This is a genomic window from Steroidobacter cummioxidans, assembly GCF_003104955.1.
This window is the reverse complement of the sequence record NZ_LSRW01000067.1, coordinates 60,660-81,548: the sequence shown is the minus strand read 5'-3', so window position 1 is coordinate 81,548 and position 20,889 is coordinate 60,660. Positions and strand designations below refer to the sequence as shown.

The window sequence follows — 20,889 nt, the reverse complement described above, 5'->3', positions numbered from 1 at the left end:
GGCTCGGAGATGTGTATAAGAGACAGGCCCCATAGCGTGCCGCAAGACTCTGCAAACGAGCAGGCTGGATTATAACCGGATGCAGCTTTGCATCGGCGGCGACCTTGGCCTACGCATGGAAGTGGCCTTCGTCCTGCGCTGAGTAAAACAAGACCGCTCTGCACTCTAGCTGGATCATCTAAGCCCTCAAGCCCAACGTCCGACTGGCCGCTGCAACTCAAAGGCGAGACCCATAACCGACGTATCCGGATCTTCGATGTCGTTCGTCCCGAATACAAACTTTCGACACGCACGACCGCTGGCCGGGATGTCGAGCAGCGTGATTCTTCAATCTACAGGCACCGAGACGCGCGCTTGCTGGAATCCCTGATTTCTCCGCGCATCATTGACAATGCAATGCTTCCGGCTGCAGATTTGCTTTGGCGATACAGCCAGGTGTTTAGGATGAACCATGAAGAAAATATTTCTTGCGCTAGCCGCGAGCACGGCGCTCAGCACGACCGCCAACGGCGCCAGCTGGATCGATCCAAATGGTAACTATGTTGGCCCGATCAGCAGCGTCGCGGTCAATTTCTTCGAGGGCATCGGCGTAGGCTTGACCAATGGAGTGACCTGCAACGGCAGCCCTGTCGTGTACCTGCCCTACTCCAACGCCCACTACAAAGAAATCCTGGCCACTCTCGTGGCGGCACAGGCGAGCGGACAGGAGGTTCGAATGTTTAGGATAATGGATACTATCTCGAGCTTTGCGGGCGGCCATTCCTATTGCACGATGACTTCTGCGTCGATCGGTCCGTTTCCGCTCTGGTAGCGCTGGCGAGTTGATCGCACTACAAGGTTAGTACACCGGGCGCGAGGGAGGACACCCATCCACCGCGCCCGGTTGACCTCACTTGGTAAACGTCACCCATGCGGTCTCGGTCGCACCGCCCGCGGCGACCCCGATCGTGAAGCGATATGTCACGGTCGCGCCGCCCGGCACATTCGCCAGCGTGTATGTATTGTTCGAGCCCGACACCGTCATGCGAAGGTTCTGCTGAGCGCCGCCATTGATCGTGTAGTGAACATCGGCCCATGGCGCATTGTTGACATAGAACTGCACGTTGCTTCCGGAGATGGTGTGACCATAAGCACCGCCACCCACCGTGAACGTGGTCCACGCGGTCTCGGTCGCGCCACCAGCGGCAAGCCCAATGGTGAATCTATAGGTCACCGTGGCACCGGCCGGTAAGTTCGTCAGCTGATAGCTGTTGTTCCCGCCCGATTGCGTCATGCGCAGGTTCTGTTGGGCGCCACCGTTGATCGTGTAGTGAACATCGGCCCACGGAGCGTTGTTGACGTAGAACTGCACATTGCTGCCGGAGATGGTATGTCCATAGCCACTGCCACCTCCGCCATCGGTCGTGACCGTTACGCTGTTGCTCGAGGCGGACTCATTGCCAGCTGCGTCGAACGCACGAACGCTGTAGGTGTAGCTGGTGCCAGCGCTCAAGCCAGTATTGGTGAAAGACGTGCTCGATGTGGTAGCGACAGCAGCGCCGCCGCGATAGATCCGATAACCGGTGACACCCACATTGTCAGTCGAGGCATTCCAGGACAGCGTAATGCTGCTGGAAGTCTTGCTTGGCGAAGTGAGCCCGCTGGGTGCCGTCGGCGCCTGGGTGTCGCCAACAGGACCAGTGCCATTGCCGCTGCTGAATGCGTTTGCTGGGACATTGACCACTGCGCCGTCCGAGAAAGATACGGCGATCGGAGCGCCGGTCATGTTGTATGCGACGTAGGTCCGCTTGCCCTGCTTATTGAACACCGCATATAGCGGATGATCCGAGGTCACTCCGCGATCGGTGGTTCCGAGCGCGTTGAGGTTGTGGACCCAGTAATACGTGTTGGCTCGCGAGTTGCCTCGCTCGATCAGCAACGAACCGATTCCCGCATTCATCTGGCTGATGGCGTCCGCGGGATTCTGGATGGCGCGATACATCCAGATGATGTCGCCCCACTCGTTCCAGTTGGTGCCGCCGTTCTCGGCCACCAGCGCCTCGTAGTTCTGTCGCGTGTAATCGGGGAACTGCGTGAGATAGAGCGAACCGGCCTGGATCGGCAGCCAATTGATGCCGTGAACTTCCTCGGGATTGCCGGTCCACCACACGCCATCGCCGACCGTCTTGCCACCCCACACCATGCTCGCCGTGGAGCGCGTGAAGTTCGGATGATGATTCTGGCCCGTGACGTCGAACCAGTACTCGTTGATGGCGTTCATCTCCGTCGTGTAGAGATAGATGCCAAGATCGCGCAACGCCGTATCCCCGACTGCCTCGGCGAACAGGATCACGCCCGACCACGCATTCATGGCCTCTGACGAAGACTCGTTGTTGTTGCCGTCGCCGAAATTGGCGTGCCCCGATGCCCACGTATGCCCGGCATAGACATCGAAGTTGCGCAGGAACGGGAACAGCGCGTCGCTGCGATTGGAACTTGCGAAATCACGAATCAGCAGCTTCACCATCGCGCCCCATTCGGCATTGCTCGCCCACGTCTTGTCGACGCGAGCAATCTCGGCGGCCGCTTTGATGAAATAGCCATAGTGGAAATGGTGATCGTTGAGCTCCAGCACGCTGCCGTAGCTGTCGGGGTAACCGAACAGCGTTCCCCAATTGCTGTTGTAGTAGAAGACCTGATTGGATTTGAGCGCCCCCTGGGCGTCGCTCGCCTTGAGCCAGCTCTGCAGCCCTGCGCGAATCTCGTTACGGAATTTCGAGGCCGCCGTGGCGTCGCCCACCTGATCCGCGATCGGCGCGAGAGTCGCAAGCTTGCCGAGGCGCTTGCCGAACCAGTAGGTATCCGGCGAGCCGTCATACACCTCCGCCTCCGCTTCGTTCACGTAGTTGGCCAGCGTGGTGCGATTGTAGGTGCCGAGATCCGGCAACGACGGCAAGACGCCCGTGAACTTCATCCGCGTGGTGAAGGAGGTTCCTTCCGCCAGCTTCATCACACCTCGCACCGATCCATACGTCTGGGCGAGCAGTGCCTTGGTGCTGTTCTTCCACTGATGCGGGTACAGCGCGAACAGCGTGCCGGTCTGCGACCCCTGCTTCGCAACAGTGGTGTAGTTGTAAGTGGTCACGACTTCGGCGGCAGGCTTGTCATAAGACCAGTTCGCCTGCGTGCCGGTGACGAAGGAATAAGCGTACTGTTGGAACTTCGCGAGCGTCGCGGCCGAGTTGTCGGGCAGCACGGCGACGGAGAAGTAATTCTTGCCAGCGAGATTGTTGACCAGCGCCGTCGTGCCAATGCCCGACCATGTCGAGCCGGTAGGACCGAACAACGCGTAATGCCGGCCATTGATCGTCACCCCGAGCACCGGCGTGCTGGCGTTGCCGGACCATATCGCAGGCACCGAGGGAAACGTCACCCTGGGCGTGCCGCCCGCGTACTCGGCATAGACGTACGGCGAACCGTGGCCATACGTTACCTTCAGCGAGCTCGCGCCGCTGGCGGAGACGTTCGTAACGAACCAGTCGCTGAAGCCGTCGACGCGAGTGTCGACAAAGTTCGTCGTGGCACTGTGACCGATCGTCAGATCGTCATTGCCGTTGCCATCCGTGGAGGCCGGCATCCAGCCGCACACGCAAGCTGAGTTGCCCGTGATGGTCGGGCCTGGGTAAAACAAGCGCAGTCCGTTCGCCTGGTTTTGTACCGCAAGCGGATGCGGATACTGCCGCTCCGAGTAGCGCAGCCACGCGGTGGAGCTCCACCAATCGTTCGTTTGCATCTTGCCGGTGACATTGGACGTCTTGTAGATCGTCGGCTGGACATCGGCAGCACCCGGCGGCAGCACGGTGGAGTAACTGCCGCGACCGGCGGCGACTTCCCCGTTGAAAGCCGCGGCATCCATGGCAGCTACGCCCGCGACACCCGACACCAATGCAATCAGCGCCCTGCAGATACGCGTGGCGTACATATCCCCTCCTACGCCGGAAGCACCAGGCTTCCGATCCCTGAGTTCGAGTTTGTGACGCTTTTCGGCCTTGAAAGCGCTTACATTTCTACTGCCAGCGACGGGGATGTGTCAAGCAGCACAAACTGAACGAGGCGCCCTAGGGGCGGGCCATTGCGTTAATACATGTCGAAGGGGAAGAGCTTGGCGCACTTCTCGATACATCCGAAGTACGACACATCCTTCCCGGCCGCGCCCCCGGTCTCTTTGATGTACCCGTGAGAGCCTGCATTGATACTGAACTCATACACTCGCCCGCGATGAGACATCACTCCCTGATAGCGACAAGGCAACGAGTCGTAGGCCTGGTGCTTTTGCTCGACTGTGATGCGTTCTGCGTTGGCAAAGAAAGCACGCGCATCCTCTATCGACAGTACCCAGGACGAGCATCGCTCGAACAGGGCATCGCTTTTCTTCACCGATGGATCGATCTCCAGCGTCAGTGAGATCACAGTCGCATCGGACGTCCGAGCCCACTCCACCACATCCTCTGAGGTGCTCGCGCTTGGCGGCTGCGCCGCCGGCGGTGTACCCGCCCAGGCGCACAAGGGCACGAGCATGCCCAGCCAACACAAACCACCCCGGAGACGACTCATCATGGATAACACCATCACGCTCAGTAACCCAACCCCGCTCCCTCGCCCACGCCCTCTTTGTAGCTGATCACGTCGTGGTGGTACACATCCGCATTCGTCAGATCGTACTCAGATTTCAGCGCCTCGACCAACGTTGCAACGGCCGCAATTTGTTCGGGCGTCGCTGCTTCATAAGTCCCCGCCTGAGAATCGTAGGCAGCCACCACTTCGATGCCCACGGAGTCGGAGTTCTGCGGATATCGTTTGGGATACGGCTTCTTCACTTCATGATTGTGCAGATTCTTCGGTCGCCATCCCGCGAGCGCATCTTCGGCATCCTGGCGCTCCGTCGCTGTACAGGTCGTCGGCTCCGCCACGCATTTGGACTTCAACTTGCCCACGTGCGCTGCATACTGATCGAGGCTCGCGGTCTGGTGGATGTCGCCGTTCTTATCGATGTAGAAGTGTGTCCCCACTCGCGACGTCTTGGCCGAACGCAGCGCCCCTTCCAGCGTGGCCCCGCCCGTTCTATGCAGCACAATGCCGTTGACCTCAGTCATCGCGCCCCGCTCGAGCTGGATGACTCGCGATTCAATGACATTCACTCCCTCGAGCTTCACGAAGCTCGAGGGCTGCGGCGTCGGCTGCGAGACGGCTGCGTTCAGTGACACGAGCATGTTCTCGATGGCGGCCAGGCGGCGCTTGCCCAGGCTCACATCCGGGCCCGTCTCGTAGTCGGTACGCCCGCCGTTCACCAGCACGCCATTCAAAACGGTGCGCCCCAGCACCTGAGCCAGGATGGTCGAGGCACTCTGTGCGTCGGCAGTACCCGCCACGAGCTCATCCGCCCGCGCGGCTGGCCTCAAACTACTCACCAATGAGACGGCCCTGCTATCGAAATGCGAATAGTCGAAGGTGATGCTGTACTCCGTCACATTCACCCACATCTGCCAAACGCCGTTTTGGAAGCGGCACGGCACGGTTCCCCAAGAGCAGCTGGCCGGCGCTTGAGAGCGACGGTAGGGGTCTTCATTGTTCTGAACTAAATACTGACCATCGACATGAAATCCCCAAAAGTAGAGGTAATCTGCATTCCACCACGCGACGTAGGTATCCCCTTCTTCCTCGGTGTACCATCCGTTATTGAGCGCGGCGATCTCAAGGTAGTTGTTGTCGTTGACCCAACCCGCCGCTTGCGCGAGGAAGTTTTTCATTCCCAGATCGATTGCCTTGATTCCTACCGGAATGTTTCTAACTCCCTGCGCAGCATTCGCGTAAACGATCTGATCGGCCGCGCCGGCAACCACCGTGCCGATGCCTTTGATGACGGCATCGAGATATCCGTCGAGATTGACATCGATCGGCACGACCTCGATGGCTGAGGGCTGCCGATTCCCCAGACTTAGATTCGTCAAGTCCGTGCGAAGCGAGAATACGCCCGCGGGGCCCTGAACGAGCACGAACGGCTGCACCTTTGGCGCGCGAGACACGGGAATGACGATATCGTCGAGGGCCACCATCACCAGGGGCGCGCGCTCGCGAACGTAGATATCCAGATCGCCGTCCTGATCGAAGTCTCCGGTGAATACCTCGTACTTCGCATCGAAGCCGGCAGCCAAGCCGTAAGGCGCGACGAACATCAGGGCCGCCGCTAAAAAAATCCGTTTCCTGTAATCCATCTGTACCGTCCGTTAGCTTGCTACGCGCACACCACACATACACGCACGCACATTCTCGTTAATCGGCTTCTTTCGGCTTACAGTCAGCGGACAACAGCGTCGCGCTGGTCGCCTTCGGCATCTCTCTCTTGCATGCGGTGACGACCGCGTTGCTCGGCGCGTCCGCTTCACAGGACACCTGCCGCACACCTCCATCGTTCATGGCGACGCGACACACCGCTGTGCAATGCTGAATGCTCTGCCCTGCGTTCTTGAACTGTATCGTCAGGGTCCCGTTTGAAACGGAGCACTCTGGCGTCGCATTTACAGCAGTGACCGACGAGAACAACAAAGCGACTGCGAGCGACGTTCTCATGCGCGTGTCAACGCGGCGGCTCGCCGCAAAGAAACCGAGGATCCTCTTTGAGCGCTTATCCATGACCTTCCCTATCTGGCACGATATTTCTTACATCGAGTCTCGGATCTGGCGTACAAACCTGTCAACCGACGTAACGCAAATTCAGGGACTCTCCGCCACCTGCTCTCCTCTCGAGCGTTTTGTTGGAAGTCAGGTCTCCACGCGAACTATCTCGCACTGACCCGGGTACGTGATGTCGGCACGATACGTCACGGTGATCTGTTGTATCTTTGCACTCATCAGCGCCGCGCAGATGGCCTTTCCGCCCGGCGTGGTCTCCCTGACCCAGGCTTCAAAGCGACCATAACAATCCGCCTCCGGTGGCAGCTGAATGCCACAGATGGTATCGGTCAGGCCTAAGGGATTCTCAACGAAACCCGCAATGTACTTGTAGTTCGGGTTGTAGATCCGAGTCTGCGTCGTCGCGCCCGCCGTCATGACGACGAGTGAGAGCAACACGGATCCGGCACTGACGATCGCCATGCGCCTGCGCCCACGGCTCGATAGATCACAAAGTCTGTGCATATTGATCCACTCCATGGTTACAAGATATTCAGACCCGGCCCGGGACATCAGCGATCGACCGGCAGTGAAATGACAGGCCATCCCCTAGCCGCGTTGTCGTCAGATAGTTGCAGTTGCAATGCAGGGGTGTCAACGGCGCCGAAGCAGAGCGAAAGAAAAATCAGGGATTGGAGCAATCCCGAGTCGTTGCCGCCTCGGCGTGAGTGAGCATGCTTCCGAAGCGGCAGCTACTCGCTGGCAGGCAACGATGAAGCGTTCGACGCCCGGCAGGAGTCCGGTGTGACTGACGCATATTCAGACAACTCAGGAAACGTCCGCAACAAGGCGGTGGTGATGCTGGCTGTCCAGCAGTTTGCAGCACCTACCCGCAGATTCAAATGCGCCGGACCGGGCTAGCGAAAGGCCTGACCGAAGCCGGCTCCGACGCAGTCATTGTCGACTTGCCGACGGATTATTTTTCTTACGAGATCGCTCACCAGAAAGTGCGCGATTATCTTTCATCCGCCTCACAACCTCCGGATGCGGTGTTCGCCGCGAGCGACACCCTCGCGATGGCGGCGGTGTCAGCGCTGCGAGAGCATGACCTGAAGATTCCGAAACAGGTTTCCGTGGTCGGCTACAACGACATTTCTTATGCCGCGCTCTTCGATCCGCCGCTGACCACAGTCCGCCAGGACATTCACCAGGCCGGCGCGCTGCTGGTCGAAAAATTCATGCAGATCCTCGACGGGGCGCATCCGCCTTCGGTGACGCTGCCGACGGAATTGATCGTGAGGAAGTCGTAAGGTTCGAATACCCGATCAGTTTCATTCCCCACCACCCCGGAAAGCCAGCACGTTAGTGGAATGCGCCCGCTGCCATGAGCGGCATCGTATGACACTGGCATTCCGACACGTCTGCACGGAGCGCGCTGCTTCAACTTGGCCCCGCCCGCGTGCAATATGCCTCCGGGTGGGCACGATGAAACCGATGCTCGAAGGCTGCACCTTGAAGTCCGCGCTGCAACGCGCCACGCAGCATGCGCTGGCCTGCGGCGCCTTGGAGCCAATCGAGAGCGCACTTCACGTCATCGAGGACGCGCACGTGCGCTTCCTCGTCCGACAGCTTTCGCTGCTCGGGCGGGCGCGACTCGACAGCCGCCGCGCGCGAGGCGTCGGCGCCGCACCCAATCCCTTTCTGCCGTTCGACTCGAACCTGTTCGTAGCCGACATTTCTCCGACCCATGTGGCGCTGCTGAACAAGTTCGCCTTGATTCCCCAGCATATGCTCATCGTCACGCGTCGCTTCGAGGCACAGGAGGCACTGCTTCGAGATGCGGACTTCGAAGCACTGTTGGCTTGTCTGGCGCAAGTGGATGGCTTGATCTTCCACAACTGTGGCACGGCCGCGGGGGCGAGTCAGTCGCACAGACACCTGCAGATGGTGCCACTTCCGCTCGAAGGCATCGGACCGCCAACGCCAATCGATGCAGTGATCGAGAGCGTGCAAGCTCAGACGGGAATTCTGACCGTTCCGGGTCTCACATTTCCGCATGCCCTTGCATGGCTCGAGCCTGCGCTATTCGAGCACGGTAGCGATTCGGTGCCTCACCTTGCATCGCTGTACTCGCAGCTTCGTCGTCGTATCGGCATCCACGCCATCGAGCGCAATGGCCAGCAGCACCGATCTGCCCCATGGAATCTGCTCGTCACCCGCAGATGGATACTCGCCGTGCCGCGCCAGCGTGAAGATTTTCAGGGCGTACCCATCAACGCGCTCGGTTTCGCCGGATCACTGTTCGTGCGCGATGAGCGGCAATTCGAAACCATTGCAGGTGCCGGGCCGATGGCTGCACTTACCGCGGTATCGGGCCTGCAATCCGCCCGAGGGGCCTGACCAGCATAAGCCTGGAAATTCGCCAAAGGGGGATGTCATGCCCGATCCAGAACTCTCCAGCCAGCGCCCGACGCCGTTGATCGTCGCGCCCGGTCAATTCCAGTACACGCGCCCGCAAAGCGTCGAGGATGTCATTGCGCTGATCGATGGGCACGGGATCGAGATCGTCGATCTCAGATTCACCGACCTTCCCGGGCTCTGGCAGCATTTTTCGATCACGCTGCCAGAGGTCTCGACGCGGCTGTTCGAGGACGGAATCGGCTTCGACGGCTCGTCCATACGCGGCTTTCAGGAGATTCATGAGTCCGACATGCTGCTCAAGCCCGATTGCACGACGGCGTTCGTCGATCCTTTCTACCAGCAGCCTACGCTGGCGCTCATCTGCGACGTGGTCGACCCGATTCTGCGTCAGCCTTACTCGCGCGACCCGCGCTACATTGCACGCAAGGCAGAAATCTACCTGGCCTCGAGCGGGATCGCAGATACCTGCTTCTTCGGTCCGGAGCTCGAGTTCTTCATCTTCGATTCCATCCGCTTCGGCCAGGACCCGCACTGCGGTTTCTATTACGTCGAGTCCGCGGAGGGCGAGTGGAACACCGGTCGTGACGAAGGGGCGTTCGGCGGTGGCAATCTCGGTTACAAGTCGCGTTACAAGGAAGGCTACTTTCCGGTTCCACCGCACGACACGCTGCAGGATATCCGCTCGGAGATCGTGCTTGTGCTCATGGGCGCCGGCATCCAGGTCGAAGTTCACCACCACGAAGTTGCCACGGCCGGCCAGAACGAGATCGACATGCGCTTCGCGCCGCTCCTGCGCATGGCGGACAACGTGATGATCTACAAGTACGCAAGCAAGAACGCCGCGCGCCGTCACGGCAAGGTGGCGACGTTCATGCCGAAACCCATCTTCGGCGACAACGCCAGCGGCATGCATTGCCATCAGAGCCTGTGGAAGGACGGCAAGAATCTCTTCTTCGACCCCTCCGGATATGCGCTCACTTCCGAGGTTTGCCGGTGGTATATCGGCGGCCTGCTGAAGCACGCACCGGCGTTGATGGCGTTCTGCGCGCCGACCACCAATTCCTACAAGCGTCTCGTTCCGGGTTACGAGGCGCCCGTCAATCTGGCGATGTCTCAACGCAATCGCTCGGCCGCCGCGCGCATCCCGATGTACTCGGACTCGGCGGAATCCAAGCGCGTGGAGTTTCGTTGTCCGGATCCGTCAGCCAACGCGTACCTGGCTTTTGCAGCCATGCTGATGGCCGGCCTCGACGGCGTAAGCAATCGCATCGACCCAGGAGAGCCACTGGACAAGAACATCTATGATCTACCGCCGGAGCAAGCCCGCGGCGTGCCGCAGGTGCCCGGTTCGCTGGAAGAGTCCCTGCGCGCGCTCGAGGATGATCACGACTTCCTCAGGAAGAGCGATGTATTCACCCGCGATGTGATCGAGACCTGGATCGACTACAAGCGGGTGCACGAGATCGATCCAGTTCGGCTGCGACCGCATCCATGGGAGTTCCAGCTCTACTTCAATATGTGACCGCCGCAATGGCAGCTCAGAGTTCGACCTCCACGGCGTCGGCAACGACACGCACCTTGTAAATGCAGGGGATCGACATGCAACTCATTACCGTGAAAATCGACAAGCCAGAGTCGACGAATTTCATTCTGGGCCAGACGCATTTCATCAAGTCAGTCGAAGACATTCATGAGGCGATGGTGGCTACGGTGCCGGGAATCAAGTTCGGCCTTGCGTTCTGCGAGGCCTCGGGCGCATGCCTCGTACGCTGGTCCGGCACCGACGGTGGCCTGGAAGAGCTGGCGCGCCGTAACGCGATGGCGCTCGGCGCGGGTCACAGCTTCATCGTTCTGCTCGGTGACGGCTTTTACCCAATCAACGTGTTGAATGCGATCAAGATAGTGCCCGAGGTGTGCCGTATCTTTTGCGCAACCGCCAATCCGACCGAAGTCGTACTCGCCGAGACCGAGCAGGGACGGGCCGTCCTGGGTGTGGTCGACGGCTTTGCGCCGCAGGGGGTCGAGAACGACGAGGGCATTCAGTGGCGCCACGCCCTGTTGCGAAAGATCGGATATAAGCGTTGAGCCGCGGCCATGCTCGTGCAGGGCGATCGCTGGAGCGCCGCGTCGGATGTCATTCCGATGTTCCCTACACTCGTCTGGAAGCTCGAGCTCCAGCCGCCGTTGCGGGAAACGATCGAGGCGAAAGCTTCGGCCGCGCTATCGCACATGAGGCGAGATCTACCGCCGCTCGCGCCTGGTCAGGGCTGGCAGTCGGTTCAGACGCTCCACCGGCTCGAAGATTTCCAGGACCTGGTCGTTTGCATCCATCGAACAGTCGCGGGAATCTTGCAGTTCTTGCGGATCGGCTATGACGAGTTCGAGATCACGGCCTGCTGGGCCACGATCCTGGCTCCGGGCGCTGAACACAAAGCGCACTCTCACCCCAACAATTTTCTGAGCGGCGTCTATTACCTGTGGACCTATCCGGGTGCGGACACAATCAACTTCCACGACCCGCGGGATCAGACTGGGATCATCCGCCCACCCGTCGTCGAACTCACCGCCGAAAACACCGACCAGGTAGTGGTGCAAGTAAAGAACGGCACGCTATTGCTATTCCCCGCCTGGCTGCGGCATTCCGTCGGCGCGAACACGAGCGAAGCAGAAAGAATCAGCATCAGCTTCAACATCATGTTCTCGTCATTCACCGAGCATCTCGCCAAACCACTGTGGTCTCCGACCGCGGGCGAGTTCCTCACGTCACCGCCAGAGACCAGAACAGGCCGGCCATGAGCCAATTTGGCAGCTTTTGCCACTCGCATGGCGCATTTCGCGCGATGGCCGCGGGAACCCTCTCACCGGCCTATACTCGAGCCCGAGTCGCGACCTCACTAAGGGACACAGACGCAGAGCTGTGATGCTGGGCTGACCGACGATTCGGGACTTTGCGGATGACAGGCGCATTCGCGCAATGCTCGGCTTCGCAGTCCCCGACTACCTCAACACTTCTCGTCATCGAGGCAAGTCGTTGCTCCTTCAACTCATCCATTGAGCCGAAGTCGAGACACGCCAGTGCAATTGACCCTCCAGCGAATGGAAGTGCATCATTGCTGCAATGCTTGCGGTCTGAAGTGGAGTGATTACATGCGGATGCTTGTCGTGGGCGCCGGTTCTACTGGTGGATATTTTGGCGCTCGTCTGGCCGCTGCAGGTCGGGATGTCACCTTCTTGGTTCGCCAGCGTCGCGCAGAGCAGCTGCGCAAGACGGGATTGCAGATCCTCAGCCCGAGCGGCGATCTCACTATCGCCCCGAAGCTGCTGACGGCCGCAGAGATCGATTCGCCATACGATGTGGTGCTGTTGACTGTAAAAGCCTACGGACTGGAGTCGGCGATTGAGGATTGCGCTCGCGCCGTCGGTGACGACACGATCATTCTGCCCGTCTTGAACGGCATGAGGCATATGGATGTCCTGGCCGCTCGATTCGCCGCCCGCAACGTTGCGGGCTGCATTTGCAAGATTGCAAGCACGCTCGACGACCAGGGTCGGATCGTCGAACTCGCCCACTTTCACGAGCTCGCTTACGGCGAGTTGGACGGCAGTCGCTCGTCGCGCATGGAGAGCGTTGATGCATTCATGCAAAACGCGGGCTTCGATGCGCGTATCTCGCCGGCGATCGGGCGCGAAATGTGGGAGAAATGGATATTTCTTGCGTCGCTGGGCGCCATCAACTGCCTCATGAGAGGCAGCATCGGTGAAGTGGCGCGAGCCCCTGGCGGTCTGGCGTTCTCCAACGCGATACTCGACGAAGTGCTCTCGGTGGTACGCAAAGTCGGCGTGGCACCGAGCGACAAGTTCTGCACGTTCGTTCGGGGGCAGCTCACCGATACAAACTCGCAGCTCACCTCCTCCATGTATCGCGACCTGCAGCAGGGCTATTCAATCGAGTCCGAGCAAATCGTTGGTGACATGGTAGAACGCGCGCAACGAGCCGGCATCGCAACGCCTCTGTTAAGCGCTGCTTACACCAATCTGTCGAGCTACTCAGCCCGAGTCTCCCGATAAGCCGGCCGCTTCCTACGGCGCAGGCGCCCCGTGCTTGAACGTCCGGCGCAGCTCCTGGCGGAACTCGGGCGTGTCCTCGTGACCGTGAACGTCTTTGGCATGGTGTGCGGCGGCTTCCAACAGCTCAGCCTCATCATCGGCCGAGATGGCGACGGTACAGTGGGACTCGCTCGGAAACTCTCTGCAGTCGATATACACGCGGTCCATTTGAGTCTCCTCCGGATTGCCAGACGGGGTGCGTTATAGGCCGTCGGCCCGGCGAGGGCTCTAGGGAGGATTGCGTAGGCCTTCTACGACAACGACGATCGCGGAAACCGCTCCAGCCAGGTCGCGAACGCCAGCAAGAAGGCGGTCATGAGCTCACGCGTCTGCGCATTCTGCAGGCGACCGCTGTCGTCGAATAATGTCGCCACGACAGGAATGTAAGCCTCAGGATGAGGCATGGCGACGAGGTTGACCGCCAACAGCACCTGTCGCAGATGATGTGCGGCAGCCATGCCTCCGAGTGCACCCGGGCTCTGGCTTATTACGCCCGCGGGCTTGCCATCCCACGCGCTCCTGCCCCACGGACGCGAGCCCACGTCGAGCGCATTCTTGAGCGCACCAGGAATGCTGCGATTGTATTCCGGGGTGATGAAGAGAATTCCGTCGGCGCTGCGCACTTGCTGTCGGAATCGCGTCCACGGCGCCGGTGGCGAGTCGGTCTCCAGATCCTCGTTATAGAGCGGCAGGTCACCGATTTCGATGGCGAAAAACTGCAGCGATGGCGGCGCAAGCTCCGGCAACGCGCGGGCCATGAGTCGTGTGAATGCGCCATTGCGCAGGCTACCGACGATCAAACCTACCTTTGCCATCTGCCCCTCCAAAAATCACATGACCGTGCCAGCGGCCATTGCCGGCTGGCTCGAAAAGAAATCGCGCAGCGCCTGCACGTACGAATTCGGATCGTCCAACGCGCCGAGATGACCAGCGCCGCGCAACACCTTCAAGCGTGCATCCGGCAGCGCTTGAGCCATCCGAGTTGCGATGGAGCGACGTTGCGCGGAGTCGTGTTCGCCGCTGAGAACGAGCGTCGGCACATTCACGCGCAGCAAGTCCCACTCGGAAAGCAGCGGCAACTGGGGCGGCTCGTTCAGCAAATCCAGCGCGGGATACCGAACGACGATTTCACGCAGCAGCGTGTGCGCACAGGGCGAGCCTGTATGGAGCTTCATGAAAGGATGCTGCAGCCACATGCTGCGAAATGCATCCATGCCTTCGACACCGATCTGCTGCCGATATTCATCGATGGGAATCTCCTTCGCACCGACCGACTGCGACCATCCTTCCGCCGGCGGACCATCCAGCACCAGACACGAGACTCGTTCTGGATGTCTCAAAGCCCAACGCAAAGCGACGCGCGCGCCTTGCGACATTCCGACGATCGCCACGCGCGAGATGGAGAACGAATCCAGCAAGCGATCGATATCGTGCACATCCTGCTCGAGGCCAGGCACACCGGAGGAGCGGCCGAAGCCCCGCCGGTCGAACGCGATCACGCGATATCGATCGGCGAGCAGATCGATCTGTGCACGCCACATTTCGAGATCGAGCGCCCATCCATGCACCAATACGACGGCCGGACCTTCTCCAGCACTGCGCGCCCGCAGGCGCGCGCCTTCCACCTCGATGTAATGCGCGCCGCTCAGTGTCGCCCCCATAACCTTTCCGAGGCGATGGCCGCGCCATCCGAGAGCGATTTCAGCTTGAGATAAGCAACGTCGGGATCGACGGGCCCGAACCCGGCGAACGTACCGAAGCCACAGTCGGTGCCGGCCATGACACGCTCGCGGCCCACCACATCGGCGTAACGACACAGGCGCTCCGCGACCAGCAACGGATGCTCGATGTAGTTGGTCGTGGAGCTGATGACACCGGGAATCAGCACCTTGTCATCGGGCAGGCGCTGCTCACGAAACACGGACCACTCGTGCTCGTGGCGCGGATTGGCGCCCTCGATCAACAATCCCTGCACGTTCGCCTCGAGCACGATTGGCAGCAACTGTTCCAGCGGCACATCGTGATGATGCGGGCCTTCGTAGTTGCCCCAACACACGTGCATGCGCACGCGGTCGGCAGGCACGTTTCGCAAGGCATGGTTCAGTACTTCCACGTGACGCGAGGCGCTGCGGAGGAAATCATCGGCCGTATGGTGGCGATACATCGTGTGCCGTCCCATCGCGAGGTCCGGAGCGTCGATCTGCAGCAGCAGACCGGCGCTGGTAATCAACTCATATTCGGCGCGCATCGCTTCGGCAACCGCTTCAAGATAGTCGTCTTGCGTGCGGTAGTAATCGTTGGGTTGAAACAGCGCGATCACTCCCGACGAGGCGGCATTGAGGAAGCCTTCCGTGGGCCCGGATGCATCGATGGCCGCTTGCAAGTTATCGACGTCGGTTTGCGCGGGACGCAGATCACCAACGCGAACTTCCGCCACACAGCGAGGCCGTTTGTATTTGGCCGTTGCCCCCGTGTCCGCGAGACGCTTCAAGATTCGCGGAAACTCCACCAGATCCTGGCCCGGCTCGCGCGGCGTATCGCCCGCAAACCCCGTCAATCGGTCCTTGATGTAAGTGGCATAGCTGATCTTGCTCATCTCACCGTCGCTCACCACGTCCACGCCGCTGGCCACTTGGCGGCGCACCGCGTCTGTCACCGCATCGGCAATGATGGCGCGTGCAGTCGAATCGTCGCGCGGCTCGCCACGCTCGCGAGCAAACAGCACGTCGGTGACCGCCTGCGAGCGCGGCAGACTCCCGACGAGCGTGACCAATATCCGATCCGTGCTGGTCTTCAAGACGCCCCTCCCCGATCAACGGAACATGTTGTTGGAGCGATGCTCGCCCGCCAGCCAGCGCTTGAGCTCCGCATGAGCATCGGCGCGGCGCGTGGCGTTGATTTGTTCAACCTCGGGATGGTCGACGGTGAACTCGACGATCATGCCGTCCGGATCGACCGCATACAAAGAACGGCAATAGCCGTGTTCGAGGACATACATCTTCGGCTCGGTATAACCAGCCGCGCGCAGCCGCTGCTCAATCCCCTTCTGCACGTCCGCATCCACTTTGAGCGCGACGTGATGGAATGGTGTCTCCGGCATCTTCGGTCCGAACAGCGCCTGATCCTCTGGCCGTGCGAACTGGAAGAACGCGAGCGCGCTGCCATCGCCGAGTCCGAAGAACAGGTGACAATAGGTGCGCTCGGCACCGAACAGCTCGTCAGACTCGCACCAGGCCGCCATCAGCGGCAAGCCGATGACATCCTCGTAGAACTGGCGCGTCGCCTCCAGGTTCTTGGCGACGTAAGCCGTGTGATGCAGCCGGGACGGCAGTTTGTTGGTCGTGGCCATGTCAGTGCTCCTGTGATCCGCGCAACTAGAACCGGTACGTCAGATCGACGCCCCAGCGTCGCGGCAGCGCTTTGAAAACAAAGTTGTTGGTGTAGCCGGGATTGGGAAAGAACTGTGGGCCCGGCGACCACTCCGCGTTGTATTCCTCATTGGTGAGATTCTTCGCCCACACCGTCGCGGCCCACCGGCCGCCCTCCAATCCCAGTCGAGCATTCAGCAGTTCCACCGGATCACGCTTGGTCGCGTTATCCGGATAGAACCACGTCGGCCCGATCGCTTCGAAATCCGTGCGTACCAACAGGCTCAATACATCGCCGAGGTGACGGCGATACTGCAGCCCGAGGTTCGCACTGTACTCCGAGACCAGTGGCGCCTGGTTGCCCACATCGGTGGCTGCGCGGTCGGATTGCTTGATCTCGCTGTCCGTATAGCCCAGGCCGAGGAAGGCATCGAAACCGTCGGCGAGCGCCGCCTTCAGCTCCAGCTCGATGCCCTGGTAGTCGACGCGGCCGAGATTGCCCAGATTCTGTGTGCTCGTGTTCGGATCGAACACGAAGAAATACGAGCCCTCGGCGCGCGTGTAGTAAGCATTCACGCTCGCGCTCAGGCGGCGGTCGAAGAATTCGGCCTTGGCGCCGACCTCATAAGTGCTGGCGGTCTCCGCGTCGAACAGATCCTGGATGCCAGCGATGCCCGCGGCCGAGACACCGGTTTGATTGAAGCCGCCGCTGCGAAAGCCGCGGCTGTAGCCGGCGAACAGCATCGAATCGTCCGTGGGCTTGAAACGCAGCGTAACCTTCGGCTGCCACTCATCCCACGTGTGCTTGCGAACCTGCCCCGGCTGCGCGAGACCGACCAGGGACGCGGGAATGAACTCGGCCGGTGTCTTGGTGGTGTTCTCGCGCTCGTCGCGGTCGTAACGCATGGCGAGCGACATTTCCACGCGAGGCGTGAGGTCGACGTCGACGTTGCCGAATACCGCCCACGCGAAGTTATCCTGCGAGTCCGCAAGATAGGTGAACTGCGGGTTGAATAGCGGCAGTGGCTGCCGGCGCACCTGGGGCACTACACCGGTGCCCAGATCGAAGACGTTGCCCGTGGAGATGAAACGATCGGTGGCGATGCCGTACATACCGGCGATCCAGCGCACGCGCCGCCCGGTGGGCGAGGTAAAGCGCAGCTCCTGGCTGATCGCATCCACGTCCAGGTATTGGTGTTGCGCCTGGTCGGCGCCGAAGAACTGAAACAGCACCGACTCGGGGATCGGCAGAAAGTTGAACTGGTCGCCGGTGAGGATTTCCTTGATCGTGTCATAGGAGCTCACCGAGGTGAACGTGCCGGCGCGGGTCTCGAAATCCAACTTCAGCGACACGCCATACATGTCGCGCTCGTTCACGCCCGGATTGTTCACACGCACCGGCAGGCTGGTGTCGTTGACGCTCTCGGTGATGTTGAAGTACAGCGCCTGCGTATCGACCTGCGATGAATTGAATCGCAGGTCGGCGGTGAACGCTTCGGACGGCTCCCACAGCAGGCGCACGCGCGTCGACACATCCCGGAAGGGATCCGCCTCCTCGCCGAGGAGCGCGTTGTCGATATAGCCATCGGTTTCAAAGTAGGAAGCGGCGACACGGTACTTCAACGTATCGCTGATCGGGCCGCTGACACTGCCGCGCAAGCGCTGCCCCGGGCCGGATTCGTAACCGGCGGTGATACTGCTTTCAAAGGTATCGGAGGGCCGCTTGGTGTTCACGATGATGGCACCACCAATGGCGTTGCGCCCATAGAGCGCGCCTTGCGGCCCTTTGAGCACCTGAATGCTTTCGATGTCGACCAGCTCCTGGTTGAACTGCGATGGATTCACCATCAGCACGCCATCGATGAGTACGGCGACGGAGGGCTCGCTGTTGCGCGCTTGTGAAATTCCGCGCACGGTCACAAACGACGTTCCCTGGTTCTGTGTCTGCACCAGACTCATGTTGGGCGTGAGCTGAATGAAGTCTCCCGGCCGATCGATCCCCGCCGCTGCGATATCGGCGGCCGTAAACACGTTGATCGCAACCGGCACGTCGAGCACGGATTCATCGCGCTTGCGCGCCGACACGATCACCTCTTCGAGATTGGCGCCCTGCACTCGTTGCTGATCCTGAGCTGGCAAATCGAACGGGCTCATGCACAGCGCCGCGGACGCGCCAGCTAACACCAGCCCTCGCCTCTTGGTAGTCATTGTCGCTCCCCCCTGACTCGCCTTTAACTCTTCTCGGGCCAGCCTCCGCTTGCAGCCAAGGCATCACGAATCGCCGCGCCGTGCTCGTTGAGCTGCGGCGCCGAGGTCACTCGTTCCGATCTCACACCGTCGAACTGCACGGGCGGGCGCACCGCGCGCTTACCGCCGCTCGCCGATTCCACCGGCACGATCAAACCGAGATGGCGCACCTGCGGATCCTCGACGACCTGGTCGATACGGTTGATTGGCGCGAACGGCACGTCACTGCGCTCGAGCTGTTCGGCCCAATGACTCAAGGGATGGCGCGCGAACAGTGCATCGAGCTCGGCGCCCAGCGCCTCATAGTGCTCGATGCGCCCCTGTCGGGTGTGGAAGCGTTGATCGGTGCGCAATTGTTCGCTGTCCAACGCGCTCGTGAGTCCTTGCCAGAATTTTTCGATCGACGACAGATGAATCGCGATCAGCTGGTCATCGGCAGTACGAAGGATGTACGCCTGTGCCAGGCGCGGGCGATCGCTCGACTTCGGCACCTGATTGAGCGCGAAGAACGCTGCGAATGGCTCCACCGCAAAGTGCGCCATCGCTTCGAGCATCGAGACCTCGACGTGCCGACCGAGAGCGGTGCGCGAACGCTCCAGCAACGCGCCGAGCACGCCGAACGCCGCGTAAATTCCGGTGATCGCGTCGGCAAGCGCCGGTCCGAGGAACCGAGGGCGTTGTTCATCGACGACGACACTCAGAAAGCCGCTCAGCGCCTGGGCCACCGAGTCGTAGCTGGGTCGATCGACATACGGTCCGCTCGACCCGAACCCGCTGATGGAGCAATACACCAGGCGCCGATTCAGCTCGTGCAGCCGGCTAACACCGGCACCGAGGCGCTCGGCGGTGCCGGGTCGGAAGTTCTGGATATAGACATCGGCGTTTCGCACGAGGCATTCGAACGCGCCTCGGTCGGCTTGCTGCTGCAGGTCGAGCGCAACGCTGCGCTTATTGCGGTTGTAGGCTTGAAAGTGAGGCGAGAACTGGCCGCCCTGATAACTGCGATACGGATCGCCCGCCGGACTTTCGACCTTGACCACGTCAGCGCCGAGATCCGCGAGCATCATGCCGGCGCACGACCCGGTAATGAAGGTGCCTTGCTCGACGACGCGGATGCCAGAGAGGACGGATTGCATGACGTCTCGGTTGCTCCGTTATTGATCGGATGCCACGAAGCCTTCCGGCTTCGGCCCGTCATACTCGACCGCCGATGCGCCAGCATGGGAAAGCACGAAGCCGATGGGCCGAGTGCGTTCTTCCAGCAAGTGCGCAATGAGGCTCGCAGTGCGCGCGAGCAGTGGTACTCCTCTCAGAGCGAGCAGCGGGTAGCCCGCATCCAAAAGCGTCGCCGGAATGGCGCCGGACACATTCATCGCGAGGGGCTTGCCCGTAATCTCCGGCAGCACGAGCTCGATGGCCTGCGCTGCCTCGGAGTAACGGCTGCGAACACCGAGCCCATTGGCAACTGCAAGCAGCCGCCGAGCGCGCGGATCGTAATCTTTGTGCAGCGGATGGCCGTAGCCCGGAATTGCTCGCTGCGCGGCTCGATACTCGCCGACGATCTCACTCGCCGCCTCACGCATCGATTTGTCTGATCCCGCTCGCGTCACCGTTTCGTGCAACAGACGACCGGCATCTTCGGCAGCCCCCAGGATGACTGAGCCGCACCCGAGCAACCCCGCCGCGACCGCACCCTGCAGTGCCTCGGGCGCGGCTGCGAGTGTCATGCGAGCAGCCTGCACACTCGGCACCAGTCCGTGCTCGGCGATCGCGACCAGCACAGCGTCGAGCACGCGCCGCTGTGCTTCGCTCGGCAACTCTCCAGTCACCAGTAACCAGAGGTGTTCGGTGAAAGAAATGCGTCCGATCAGCTCTTCGCACAAATCATGTCCACGCACGACGATGGCCGCTTCGTTCGACGTGGAGATCGCCGACGCGCGATGAGCCTGACGACCGATCTTCATACGCGCGCCCGGCATCCAGACCGCGCGGGCCTGGACAGCTTTTCGCATATCGAATACAACTTCGTCATGCGAATCATGCTGGATCCCGCGGTGAGGGCTGTCAATCGACATCGCGGCGTTTTTTCGCTACCCGA

Annotated in this window: 19 protein-coding genes; 7 read left to right on the top strand and 12 right to left on the bottom strand. The window is 60.8% G+C overall.

Features of this window, described 5'->3' with window-relative positions; translation table 11 throughout:
* Positions 1-451: 451 nt before the first annotated feature.
* Positions 452-811: a hypothetical protein gene (locus D0550_RS26555; protein ID WP_116812221.1), complete on the top strand. Its 360-nt coding sequence runs from the start codon at positions 452-454 to the stop codon at positions 809-811.
* 78 nt (positions 812-889) lie between these two features.
* Here D0550_RS26555 and D0550_RS26550 read toward each other — a convergent pair whose 3' ends face one another.
* The 4 genes from D0550_RS26550 to D0550_RS26530 form a co-directional block, all read right to left on the bottom strand.
* A complete protein-coding gene (locus D0550_RS26550; RefSeq protein ID WP_206606559.1) occupies positions 890-3,961 on the bottom strand; it encodes a glycosyl hydrolase in 3,072 nt (1,023 codons plus the stop codon).
* A 155-nt stretch (positions 3,962-4,116) separates the two neighbouring features.
* A complete protein-coding gene (locus D0550_RS26545) occupies positions 4,117-4,596 on the bottom strand; it encodes a globin family protein (RefSeq protein WP_153067359.1) in 480 nt (159 codons plus the stop codon).
* Between the two features lie 17 nt (positions 4,597-4,613).
* On the bottom strand, positions 4,614-6,212 hold the full coding sequence (locus D0550_RS26540; RefSeq protein WP_161966065.1) for a peptidoglycan recognition protein family protein: 1,599 nt from the start codon (positions 6,210-6,212) through the stop codon (positions 4,614-4,616).
* Between the two features lie 586 nt (positions 6,213-6,798).
* The gene (locus D0550_RS26530) at positions 6,799-7,131 is read right to left on the bottom strand and encodes a hypothetical protein (RefSeq protein ID WP_116812216.1); all 333 of its coding nucleotides are present in this window, start codon (positions 7,129-7,131) and stop codon (positions 6,799-6,801) included.
* A 332-nt stretch (positions 7,132-7,463) separates the two neighbouring features.
* Here D0550_RS26530 and D0550_RS26525 point away from each other — a divergent pair, with 332 nt between their 5' ends.
* The 6 genes from D0550_RS26525 (at position 7,464) to D0550_RS26500 (ending at position 13,137) form a co-directional block, all read left to right on the top strand.
* Positions 7,464-7,958, top strand: a complete 495-nt coding sequence (locus tag D0550_RS26525) for a substrate-binding domain-containing protein (RefSeq protein ID WP_322109791.1) — start codon at positions 7,464-7,466, stop codon at positions 7,956-7,958.
* Positions 7,959-8,133: 175 nt separating this feature from the next.
* Positions 8,134-9,048 (top strand): ATP adenylyltransferase family protein, encoded by a 915-nt coding sequence (locus tag D0550_RS26520; protein WP_116812214.1) that lies wholly within the window; start codon positions 8,134-8,136, stop codon positions 9,046-9,048.
* A 37-nt stretch (positions 9,049-9,085) separates the two neighbouring features.
* Positions 9,086-10,591 (top strand): type I glutamate--ammonia ligase, encoded by a 1,506-nt coding sequence (gene glnA / locus D0550_RS26515; protein ID WP_116812213.1) that lies wholly within the window; start codon positions 9,086-9,088, stop codon positions 10,589-10,591.
* A gap of 77 nt (positions 10,592-10,668) precedes the next feature.
* Positions 10,669-11,154: an adenosine-specific kinase gene (locus D0550_RS26510; RefSeq protein WP_116812226.1), complete on the top strand. Its 486-nt coding sequence runs from the start codon at positions 10,669-10,671 to the stop codon at positions 11,152-11,154.
* Positions 11,155-11,163: 9 nt separating this feature from the next.
* Complete coding sequence (locus D0550_RS26505; RefSeq protein WP_116812212.1) at positions 11,164-11,865, top strand: 2OG-Fe(II) oxygenase family protein; 702 nt, start codon at positions 11,164-11,166, stop codon at positions 11,863-11,865.
* 351 nt (positions 11,866-12,216) lie between these two features.
* Positions 12,217-13,137 carry a ketopantoate reductase family protein gene (locus tag D0550_RS26500; protein WP_116812225.1) on the top strand — a complete coding sequence of 307 codons (921 nt, stop codon included), beginning with the start codon at positions 12,217-12,219 and terminating at the stop codon, positions 13,135-13,137.
* Positions 13,138-13,149: 12 nt separating this feature from the next.
* Here D0550_RS26500 and D0550_RS26495 read toward each other — a convergent pair whose 3' ends face one another.
* The 8 genes from D0550_RS26495 to D0550_RS26460 all read right to left on the bottom strand — a co-directional run bounded on the left by D0550_RS26495 (position 13,150) and on the right by D0550_RS26460 (position 20,755).
* A complete protein-coding gene (locus D0550_RS26495) occupies positions 13,150-13,344 on the bottom strand; it encodes a DUF1059 domain-containing protein (protein ID WP_116812211.1) in 195 nt (64 codons plus the stop codon).
* Between the two features lie 83 nt (positions 13,345-13,427).
* Positions 13,428-13,991, bottom strand: coding sequence for an NADPH-dependent FMN reductase (locus D0550_RS26490; protein WP_116812210.1), 564 nt, complete (start codon positions 13,989-13,991; stop codon positions 13,428-13,430).
* A gap of 15 nt (positions 13,992-14,006) precedes the next feature.
* The gene (locus D0550_RS26485; RefSeq protein ID WP_116812209.1) at positions 14,007-14,837 is read right to left on the bottom strand and encodes an alpha/beta fold hydrolase; all 831 of its coding nucleotides are present in this window, start codon (positions 14,835-14,837) and stop codon (positions 14,007-14,009) included.
* The gene (locus tag D0550_RS26480) at positions 14,822-15,973 is read right to left on the bottom strand and encodes a cobalamin-independent methionine synthase II family protein (protein WP_116812208.1); all 1,152 of its coding nucleotides are present in this window, start codon (positions 15,971-15,973) and stop codon (positions 14,822-14,824) included. The genes D0550_RS26485 and D0550_RS26480 overlap by 16 nt, the downstream gene beginning before the upstream one ends.
* 15 nt (positions 15,974-15,988) lie before the next feature.
* Complete coding sequence (locus tag D0550_RS26475) at positions 15,989-16,525, bottom strand: VOC family protein (protein ID WP_116812207.1); 537 nt, start codon at positions 16,523-16,525, stop codon at positions 15,989-15,991.
* Positions 16,526-16,550: 25 nt separating this feature from the next.
* Positions 16,551-18,752: a TonB-dependent receptor gene (locus D0550_RS26470; RefSeq protein WP_116812206.1), complete on the bottom strand. Its 2,202-nt coding sequence runs from the start codon at positions 18,750-18,752 to the stop codon at positions 16,551-16,553.
* Positions 18,753-18,775: 23 nt separating this feature from the next.
* Entirely contained in the window at positions 18,776-19,927 is a 1,152-nt protein-coding gene (locus D0550_RS26465; protein ID WP_116812205.1) for a CaiB/BaiF CoA transferase family protein, read from the bottom strand.
* Between the two features lie 18 nt (positions 19,928-19,945).
* Positions 19,946-20,755 (bottom strand): citryl-CoA lyase, encoded by an 810-nt coding sequence (locus D0550_RS26460; protein WP_116812224.1) that lies wholly within the window; start codon positions 20,753-20,755, stop codon positions 19,946-19,948.
* Positions 20,756-20,889 lie beyond the last annotated feature (134 nt).